This is a genomic window from Andreprevotia sp. IGB-42 (genome assembly GCF_009848685.1).
Taxonomy (GTDB): Bacteria; Pseudomonadota; Gammaproteobacteria; order Burkholderiales; family Chitinibacteraceae; genus Andreprevotia.
Map to the genome: position 1 here is coordinate 157,128 of NZ_WXTX01000011.1, position 8,287 is coordinate 165,414.

The 8,287-nt window shown below is 60.2% G+C and carries 10 protein-coding genes; 2 read left to right on the forward strand and 8 right to left on the reverse strand.

The window, feature by feature from the left end; all coding sequences use genetic code 11:
* Window positions 1-5: 5 nt before the first annotated feature.
* Both rfbA and rfbC read left to right on the forward strand, forming a co-directional pair.
* Window positions 6-890 (forward strand): glucose-1-phosphate thymidylyltransferase RfbA, encoded by an 885-nt coding sequence (rfbA, locus tag IGB42_RS16735; protein ID WP_159673753.1) that lies wholly within the window; start codon window positions 6-8, stop codon window positions 888-890.
* On the forward strand, window positions 890-1,441 hold the full coding sequence (gene rfbC / locus IGB42_RS16740; RefSeq protein ID WP_159673755.1) for a dTDP-4-dehydrorhamnose 3,5-epimerase: 552 nt from the start codon (window positions 890-892) through the stop codon (window positions 1,439-1,441). Before rfbA ends, rfbC begins: the two co-directional genes overlap by 1 nt.
* A gap of 51 nt (window positions 1,442-1,492) precedes the next feature.
* On the opposite strand, the gene IGB42_RS16745 is transcribed toward rfbC, so the two are convergent.
* From IGB42_RS16745 to IGB42_RS16780, 8 genes are all read right to left on the reverse strand, one after another.
* The gene (locus tag IGB42_RS16745) at window positions 1,493-2,545 is read right to left on the reverse strand and encodes a type II secretion system protein GspK (RefSeq protein ID WP_159673757.1); all 1,053 of its coding nucleotides are present in this window, start codon (window positions 2,543-2,545) and stop codon (window positions 1,493-1,495) included.
* Entirely contained in the window at window positions 2,535-3,185 is a 651-nt protein-coding gene (locus IGB42_RS16750) for a type II secretion system protein J (RefSeq protein ID WP_159673759.1), read from the reverse strand. The genes IGB42_RS16745 and IGB42_RS16750 overlap by 11 nt, the downstream gene beginning before the upstream one ends.
* Entirely contained in the window at window positions 3,185-3,610 is a 426-nt protein-coding gene (locus IGB42_RS16755; RefSeq protein ID WP_159673761.1) for a hypothetical protein, read from the reverse strand. The genes IGB42_RS16750 and IGB42_RS16755 overlap by 1 nt, the downstream gene beginning before the upstream one ends.
* Complete coding sequence (locus IGB42_RS16760; protein WP_159673763.1) at window positions 3,607-4,020, reverse strand: prepilin-type N-terminal cleavage/methylation domain-containing protein; 414 nt, start codon at window positions 4,018-4,020, stop codon at window positions 3,607-3,609. The genes IGB42_RS16755 and IGB42_RS16760 overlap by 4 nt, the downstream gene beginning before the upstream one ends.
* Window positions 4,021-4,025: 5 nt before the next feature.
* Window positions 4,026-4,535, reverse strand: coding sequence for a type II secretion system major pseudopilin GspG (gene gspG, locus IGB42_RS16765; protein ID WP_236822621.1), 510 nt, complete (start codon window positions 4,533-4,535; stop codon window positions 4,026-4,028).
* Entirely contained in the window at window positions 4,532-5,734 is a 1,203-nt protein-coding gene (locus tag IGB42_RS16770) for a type II secretion system F family protein (protein ID WP_159673765.1), read from the reverse strand. The genes gspG and IGB42_RS16770 overlap by 4 nt, the downstream gene beginning before the upstream one ends.
* Window positions 5,734-7,437 (reverse strand): GspE/PulE family protein, encoded by a 1,704-nt coding sequence (locus IGB42_RS16775; protein ID WP_201799980.1) that lies wholly within the window; start codon window positions 7,435-7,437, stop codon window positions 5,734-5,736. The genes IGB42_RS16770 and IGB42_RS16775 overlap by 1 nt, the downstream gene beginning before the upstream one ends.
* A gap of 199 nt (window positions 7,438-7,636) precedes the next feature.
* A partial coding sequence (locus IGB42_RS16780; protein ID WP_159673767.1) for a hypothetical protein occupies window positions 7,637-8,287 on the reverse strand: 651 nt, incomplete at its 5' end.

An 8,287-nucleotide genomic window follows, 5' to 3' on the forward strand; every position in this document is an offset into this window, starting at 1 on the left:
GATTCATGAAGAACCGTAAAGGCATCATCCTGGCCGGGGGCTCCGGCACCCGGCTTTACCCGGCCACGCTGGCTGTTTCCAAGCAGTTGCTGCCGATCTACGACAAGCCGATGATCTATTACCCGCTCAGCACGCTGATGCTGGCGGGTATCCGCGAAATTCTCATCATTTCTACCCCGCAAGATACGCCGCGTTTCGAGCAGTTGCTCGGCGATGGCAGTCAGTGGGGCTTGTCGCTGCACTATGCGGTGCAGCCCAGCCCGGATGGCCTGGCGCAGGCCTTCCTGATCGGCGAGGATTTCCTTGCCGGCGACAATGCCGCGCTGGTGCTGGGCGACAACATTTTCTACGGCCACGACTTTGCCGGCCTGCTGGGCGACGCCGCAGCCGCACAAGACGGTGCAACCGTGTTTGCCTATCGCGTGAATGATCCGGAGCGCTATGGCGTGGTCGAATTCGATGCACAGGGCAGGGCGCTGAGCCTGGAAGAAAAACCGGCCAAGCCCAAATCGCATTACGCGGTAACCGGGCTGTATTTCTACGATAGCGATGTGGTGGAGATCGCCAGATCGATCAAGCCATCACCACGCGGCGAGCTGGAGATCACCGATCTGAATGCGGTTTACCTGCAGCGCGGCAAGCTTGACGTGCAAACCATGGGACGCGGCTACGCATGGCTGGATACCGGTACGCATGAGTCATTGCTGGAAGCCAGCCAGTTCATCCAGACCATCGAAGCCCGCCAGGGCCTCAAGGTCAGCTGCCCGGAGGAGATTGCCTACCGCAATGGCTGGATCGATGGCGCTGCACTGCAAAAGCTGGCGGAACCCTTGAAAAAGAACGGCTATGGCCGCTATCTGCTCAACCTTACCCAGGAAAGACTTTTCTGATGAATGTGATCGATACCGCGATTCCCGACGTCAAAATCATCGAGCCGCAAGTGTTCGGCGATGATCGCGGGTTTTTCCTTGAAAGTTTCAACCAGACCAAATTCAATGCCGCGGTCGGCCGCGACGTGGCGTTTGTGCAGGACAACCATTCGCGCTCGCAATGCGGCGTGCTGCGCGGCCTGCATTATCAGATCCAGCAGCCGCAAGGCAAACTGGTGCGCGTTGTGGCTGGCGAAGTATTCGATGTGGCGGTGGATCTGCGCAAAAGCTCGCCGACGTTCGGCCACTGGGTCGGTGTGACGCTGAGTGCGGACAACAAGCGCCAGTTGTGGGTGCCGGAAGGCTTTGCCCATGGTTTCCTGGTGACCAGTGATCATGCAGAGTTCCTCTACAAGACCACTGATTTCTGGGCGCCACAATACGAGCGCGGCATCGTCTGGAACGACGCCACACTGGCCATCAACTGGCCAGATGCGGACGTGAGTGAACTGCTGGTATCCGGCAAGGATGCTGCCGCGCAGCATTTTGCCAGCGCGGATTACTTCGACTGATGTCATCCATGGCGTGGCCGGTGCATGCAGCTCGCAGCGGCCAGGCCAACATCAGTTGGTAAACGGGTTCTGGGTCATTTCCTTTTCCAGATCGACCTGGAAACCGCTCACGTTGGGCAGCTTGGGCAAGTCACGCTCAGCCACAGGTTCTGCCAGCATCAGTTCTTGGCTGTCATTCACCCGCCACGCGTGGTCTGCCGCCTCGGGGGTGATGGTGACGGTACTGCGCCATGCGCGTTTGCCACCTTGTGCTGCAATGGTCATGACCACGCTGGTGGATGGAAACAGCACCGCTTTATGCGCCTGCAGAAAAGCCACGCCATTGGTATTCAGATACGCAGATGCCAGCAGCTCCATGCCATTTGCATCCAGTGATTCGCGGCTCTGGATGAAATTGCGCGCATCCCGCTCCGACATGCTCAAGGTTGCAACCAGGGTACGCCACGTTGCGGTGGCGGGATTGATGCCGGTGATGTTCTGGCCGATCACTACGTGGCTGGAAATGGCGTCAGGGGATTGCCATAGCGCTTTGGTTTCTGCCCAGTTGTAAACTCTCGCCAGCTCGCTGATCGATTCCAGCGGCTGGTTGCGCGGGGGCAGCATCTTTTTTCTCAGATAGGCGTCTTTTTCGGCACCCTGCATGCGGTGCAGGTCGTCGTTATCTGCATAATCTTCCAGCGTATCGAGCAGCACGGCATTGGCCTCGCCGGTCACGCCGTAGGTGGTCAGCAATCCTTCCAGCCAAGCGCGTGGCGCGGTGCGCAAATTGATCAGGCCGCGGCCATCCTGCAGCGAGATTGCCATGCCGTCGCCTGCATCGTACCAGCGGCCGTCCATGCGGATGGCGATCTCATCCCCCCCCAGGCCGATGATGGAGCGCCGGGTGGTGGCGAGCAGGTAAATCATCCGGGCTGCTTTATCCCGTGCCAGCCGCTCCTGTCTGGCGAAGTCCTGTTCTGCCACGGCAAGATTGAGCGCCGTGGAGATCCGCTGGCCTACATAGGCACCCACGAGCGCCAGCAGCGCCAGCGCAGCAATGGTCATCACCAGCACGTAGCCGCGGTTGCGCGCATACTCGTTATGGTGGCGGGCGTTACTGGGCATTGAGTGCATTGTCCTGCTTGATTGCGTCCAGCAGGAACTGTGGCGGTTTCTTGTCATCAATCCATGGGTCAACCGTGACGCTGGCCAGCCAGTAATCCATGGCAACGGTGTCATTCTCGTTCTGCACGCTGATTTCCACTGCACTAGGCACGTGCTCGCTGGCCTGGGTGCGGCTGTTCCAGATGGATAACACCTTGCCCTCGGTATTGAAGTAGCCGAAGCGGGCTTTGCCTTCCGGCCAGCTGGCCAGCTCGACACTGGTTTCCCCGGCGGTATAGATCAGCGCCGTACCGCCTTCGTCGCGTTTTTTCAGCCGCAGCTCGATCAGCTCCGGGGCACTGGTCAACTCGGCACTCAGCGGGCGCAGCACCAGTGCACGAAATCCCGTTTCATCGCCATCAAAATGGTCCGGGGATTCGGTCTTGACCGCCTGCAAGCCGGCAATGGTCTGCCTGAACCACAAGCGCTGGCGCGTGCCCCTTTCGCCGTCATTCACTTCTGCACTCAATTTCTCGCGGATCTGCAACACGTAGAAGCTGGCGCCCATCAGCAGCGTCATCACCAGCGCGGTCATTACCAGCGCGACCATGACTTCGATCAGCGTAAAGCCGTGCTGCGCCGCTTTGCTGGATGCAGGCATCAGAAAGGTGCCTTGAAGCTGCGTGCCTTGAAGGCGCGTGCCAGCACGGCGCTGTCGTCGAACCACGCACGCTCCGCTCCCTGCTCGTAAACCTCGTAGCGGTATTCATACAGCCGCGCGTCATGTGCACCGTAGCCGCGCGGATAACCGCTCTGCGGTGCGGCGGCAAGCAGTTTGCGCTCCCAGACCACCCGCAGGGTGTCCACCTTCAATTCACCCTTGTTATCGGCGCCGTCCGGCAAGATGCGCATGCGATCTTGCACCAGGCGCACTGCCGCCATGCGCGCGTATTCGGTACGCAGGCGCATCACCGAATGCAGGCCGCTTTCTGCCCACAGCACGATGGCAACGCCGACGGAAGTGACCAGCACCAGCGCGACCAGTACTTCAAGCATCACGAAGCCCCGGACGGTCACGTGTTTCATTGGTCTTCGTCAACCGGCGTGCAGGCCGGCGCGGTGATCTTGTAACTGGCGGCCAGCTGCGCGTGATCATCCGTCACTGCGATGCTGGAGCTGCTGCAAATCTGGCTGGGAGAGATCCGCAATGGCGGGGTGAAGGCGGCATGCCAGCCAGCCGGCAGCGACAGGATTTCTTCGCCCTGGTTGAGCTTTGGCGCATCCAGCTTTTCCAGCACCATGACTTCGCCACTGAGGCGGGCCCATCGTGGCAGCTGGCTCAGTTGCGCCTGGAACTGATCCAGTGCAAAGCGCCGGCCGGAGCGTTCCAGCTGGCCGACGAAGTTGGGCGCCACCAGGCCCATCAGCAGGCCCAGCAACGCCAGCACCACCAGAAGTTCAAGCAGCGTGAAGCCCGCCGCAATGCGCACGTTCACGCTGCCTATTTGTCCAGCGTATCGCCGCCAGCAGCAGGCGCTGCCGACTTGTCCTTGGGCAGCATGCCCACGTCGGCATCGTTGCCTTCACCACCCGGCTTGCCATCTGCCCCGTAGGAGAAAATACCGAACGGGCGGCCATCGGGGCCGGGAACTACGTACTGGTACGGGTTGCCCCATGGGTCATCCGGCAGCGCATCTTCCAGGTAAGGGCCATGCCAGCGCTTGGCCAGCTTTTCCTCTCCCGGCGGGCTGGCCAGCATGGCCAGTCCTTGTTCCTTGCTCGGGTAGGTACCGATATCGAGACGCATGGTTTCCACCGCACCACGCAACTGCTTCACCTGGGTGATGGCCGTTTGCACCTTGGCGGTATCGACCTTGGAAAAAAGGCGCGGGCCGACCAGGCTGACCAGCATGCCGATGATCACCAGAACCACCAGCATTTCAAGCAGGGTAAAACCGCTGGTGCGGGATTGCCGGGCATTCAGCACCCGGGTGCTATGGGATTTAATCAAAACTTCACCTCAGTCAAACTCGTCATCGCCAGCACCACGCCAACCATGACAAAACCAATCACGATACCCAGTATCAGGATACTTGCGGGTTCGATCAACGACACGACACGGCGCTGCAGAGACTGGTTCTTGTCACTCCAGTAGTGTGCAACGTGCTGCAGCATGGGCCCCAGCTCGCCGGATTGCTCACCTACTCGGATCATCGACAGGGACGTAGGTTCCAGTAGCCGCTGGTGTTCGATTGCTTGTGACAGCTTGCGGCCGCGATTCACCTGCGTGCGCACGTCTTCCAGCTTTGCCGCCGTCTGGCGCAAGCGTACCGAACCGGCAGCCAGCTCCAGCGCACCCAAGATGGCTACACGGCTTTGCAGCAGCATGGCAAGGCCATTGGTCCAGCGGGCCGTTTCGCCGCTGTTGATCCACTCGCCCAGGATGGGCATGCGCGCGGCGGCTTCGATCACGCGGATGCGCAACACCGGATTGCGTGCGGCGATGATGCCGCCAAATACCAGTGCGCCCAGCAATACCAGCGTTTCAACGAAGTGCGCATTGAAAAACATGCCGGTACGCAGCACCACTTCGGAGATCCATGGCAGATTCTGGATTCTACCTTTGAGCAGGCCGGCAAATCGCGGTACCACGAAAGAAAAAATGAACAGGATGGCGATCGAACCGGTGCTGATCAGGATGATGGGGTAGACCAGTGCCTCGCGCGTTTGCGAGCGCATTTTGGCATCGAACTCCATCTGGTCAGCCGCGCGGCTGAGCGCCAGCCCCAGGTTGCTGGTGGCCTCGCCAGCGCGCACCATCGCGAACACATACTCGGGGAGCTTGAGCTCGGTTTTAGCCAGTGCGGCAGAGAAGCCTTCACCGGCATGAATGGCAGTCAGCATGCGCCCCAGCGGCACTGAAAGCGGCGTGTCGCGGCTGGCATCCTTGAGCGTTTCCAGCGCCTCTGCAAGGCTGATACCGGCATTGGCCAGCGTTGCCAGCTCACGGATCAGCATCACCAGGTCGGCATGCCCGACCTTGCCACGGCTGCGCCGGCTGTTGGTTTGTGTCCCGCTTTCCTTGAGCTCGAACACCAGCAACAAGCGGTCTTCCAGCAAGCGCATGGCTTCGTCGGTTGAGTCCGCACTCAACTGTCCGGTTTCTACCCGGCCATCCGCAGTCGCCGCCCGGAACGAATAGTCGGGCATCAGTCCGCCTCGCGCTGCGACAGCGCAGAGCCCGCCACGGCAAATACTTCTTCCAGGCTGGTCATGCCGCGTGCGGCCTTGAGCAAGCCATCTTCATACAGATAGCGGAACTGGCCATCGAGCGCCCGCAGCAGGTCAAAGTGCGATGGCGATGGCTGGCTCAACACTGCGCGGATGCGTTCGGTAGCAGGCAGCAGTTCATAAATCGCACTGCGCCCGCGATAGCCGCTGTCCGAACATGCGGTGCAACCGACCGGACGGCGGAAATGCCACTCGCTGCGTGGTACCTTTAGCCGCTCCAGCGCGCGCGTTGCATATTCGGGTAGCAATTCGCTCACGTCATACGGCTGGCTGCAATGGATGCACAGTTTGCGCACCAGCCGTTGCGCCACCACGCCGCGCACGGTGGCGCCTACCAGGAATTGCTCGACACCCAGGTCGGTCAGCCGCAGAAAGGCCGTCGCACTGTCGTTGGTGTGCAGGGTGGACAGCACACGGTGACCGGTGAGCGAGGATTGCACGGCGATGCGTGCGGTTTCCACATCACGGATTTCGCCGATCATGATGGTGTCGGGGTCATGCCGCAGAATCGAGCGCAATGCGGCGGGGAAGCTGAAGCCGATATCGGCATTGGCCTGGAACTGGGTGACCCCATCAATCTTGTATTCGACCGGGTCTTCCACGGTCAGGATGCGCTCGTGCTCGCGATCACACGCCGAAAGCGCAGCATACAGGGTCGTGCTCTTGCCCGAGCCGGTCGGGCCGGTCACCAGGATGATGCCGTCCGGCATGGTCATCCATTGCTGGAACATCGCCAGGTGGTCGGGCTCGAAGCCGAGGATATCGAGCGAGAAGCGCTTGTTCTGCGATACGGGCAGCAAACGCATCACCAGTGATTCACCACGTACCGAGGGGATCACCGACACACGGATATCGGTTTCCACGCCGGCAGAGCGGCTGGAAAAACGGCCATCCTGCGGCAGGCGGCGCTCTGCAATATCCAGGCCGGAAACCAGTTTGATGCGGCTGACCACGGCATCGAAACGATCTCGCGGGTAGTGTTCTGTCGCCTGCAGCACGCCGTCCACCCGGTAACGCACCACAAAGCCGTATTCCAGCGGCTCGATATGGATATCGGATGCCGCCTTGTCGGTAGCGCGAGCCAATACGCCATTGACCAGCTCAACCACCGGCGCATCTTCTGCCAGCCGACGCAAATCCTGATCACCACTCTGCCGTTCGCGCGCCTCTTCACGATAGACTTCGCCCAGCATGCGTTCAAAATCACGCTGCGCAATTAACGCCCAATCACAATGCTGCCCATCCAGCAGATGGCCGAACAGGTATTCCTGCAAGCCGGAGTCAAGCGGGTCGCGACTGATGACGAGTGGGATCTGGGCTTCGCGGGGCAGGATCAGGAAGGCAAAGCGCAGCGCCAATGCACGCGTGATGCGATGGGCCAGATGATAGCCCTGAATGGCGAGGGGCGCTTCCGGGTGCGCCATGCTCTCAAAGACCGGGAAGCCTAGCTGGGCGCTCAACGCCTCCAGCAAGGTGAACTCGGAAATCAAACCGAGCCGGATCAGGATGGCTCCCAGCCGGTCCCCCGCGCTGTCGCGCTGGTGGGCCAACGCTTTATCGAGGGCTGTTGCATCGATCACGCCACGGCTGATCAGTATTTCGCCCAGACGGGGTGTTTGCACCTCAGGCACGGTTCGATATTCCACAAAAAGACCCCCGGATTGTACCACCGGCGCGATACGCTGCCGCGCTCGCCTGTAGCCGGCAGCTACCCATGCGCATCACTTGCAGTGGTCAACAACCAGGTGGGGTGGTCACCTTGCTCATCCTCCGCCGGTTAATCGTGGCAGCGAGACGCTGGATTCCTCGCCGCTAAACCGGTTATTTCTCACAAATCAGTTTGTGCAGGTAGTCGGGCCTGCTGCCGGCTGCAAACGGAATCTGCTCACTGAAGCCCATTTCATTTTCATCATGGGGCTTGCCCAGATATTGCGTTGCGCTGATGTCCACCACGTGTTTGAGACCATCTTCGCTACTGCTTACTACTTCTGCATCGCGTAGCCACGCCACGGACTGCTCGGTACAAATGATGCGCACGGCAGTACTGACGAAATGGCCTTCGCGCTGGGTGCTCAGCAGCACCGGCAGTTCCGCCATGAATCCACCCGATTTCAGGTGTTGCCGTTCGCTTTCTGCGCGTTTTGGATCAAGCCAGACTGCGCTGCTATTGGTCAGCGGAGTGATCAACTTGAACATGCCGTTGACCAGTTTGGGGTTGGCTGCCGGTTCAAGCGAATAGGTGGCGATTTTTACCGCGTGAGCGGGTTCGGTTGCCAGCTCTGTTGCGGCATGGCTGTTCATGGCTGTGGCAAGCAATGCGCAGGCAATGATGTTTTTCATGAATGGCTCCAGAAAATGAGCTGGTGCATCGCTGTGCACACGTGATGAAGGAGGTTTACTGGAATGGCAGGCAACAAAAAACCGGGGGGTTGCCCCCCCGGTTCTACGAGCGTCAGCTAATGCTGATGCAAC

Excerpts from the sequence above, each read along its gene's own strand:
- rfbA (WP_159673753.1), top strand. The coding sequence starts at position 6 with ATGAAGAACCGTAAAGGCATCATCCTGGCCGGGGGCTCCGGCACCCGG.
- rfbC (WP_159673755.1), top strand. The coding sequence starts at position 890 with ATGAATGTGATCGATACCGCGATTCCCGACGTCAAAATCATCGAGCCG.
- IGB42_RS16745 (WP_159673757.1), bottom strand. The coding sequence starts at position 2,545 with ATGCCCAGTAACGCCCGCCACCATAACGAGTATGCGCGCAACCGCGGC.
- IGB42_RS16750 (WP_159673759.1), bottom strand. The coding sequence starts at position 3,185 with ATGCCTGCATCCAGCAAAGCGGCGCAGCACGGCTTTACGCTGATCGAA.
- IGB42_RS16755 (WP_159673761.1), bottom strand. The coding sequence starts at position 3,610 with ATGAAACACGTGACCGTCCGGGGCTTCGTGATGCTTGAAGTACTGGTC.
- IGB42_RS16770 (WP_159673765.1), bottom strand. The coding sequence starts at position 5,734 with ATGCCCGACTATTCGTTCCGGGCGGCGACTGCGGATGGCCGGGTAGAA.